General features: G+C 72.9%; 1 protein-coding gene. It reads left to right on the forward strand.

Features of this window, described 5'->3' with window-relative positions:
* Positions 1-413, forward strand: a 413-nt coding sequence (locus AC1DHL_RS29995) for a flagellar assembly protein FliH (protein WP_478164368.1), incomplete at both ends; no start/stop codon positions are given.

The raw sequence follows: 413 nt of genomic DNA on the forward strand, positions 1-413 counted from the left end.
GTCTGGAATCGGCCCGCAATGAAGCCGCCCGGCTGCAGGAGCTGGCCGGCAACTTCCGCGACGCGCTTGGCCGCGTGGATACCGAGATTGCCGACGCACTGGTCGGCCTGGCCCTCGATGTGGCCCGCCAGCTGGTCCGCAAGACCATGGATACCGATCCCGCCGCGCTGCTGCCCGCCGCGCGCGAACTGCTGGCGGCCGAGCCGCGGCTGTCCGGCTCGCCCTGCCTGCTGCTGAATCCCGAAGACGTGTCGCTGGTGGAAACCCACCTGGCCGGCGAACTGGAAGCCGCCGGCTGGACCGTGCGCGCCGACGCCACCGTGGCGCGCGGCGGCTGCATCGCCAGCGCCGCCAGCGGCGAACTGGACGCCAGCCTGGCCACCCGCTGGAGCCGTGTGATCAAGGCCCTGGGC

The organism is Variovorax sp. 10L426 (genome assembly GCF_056395305.1).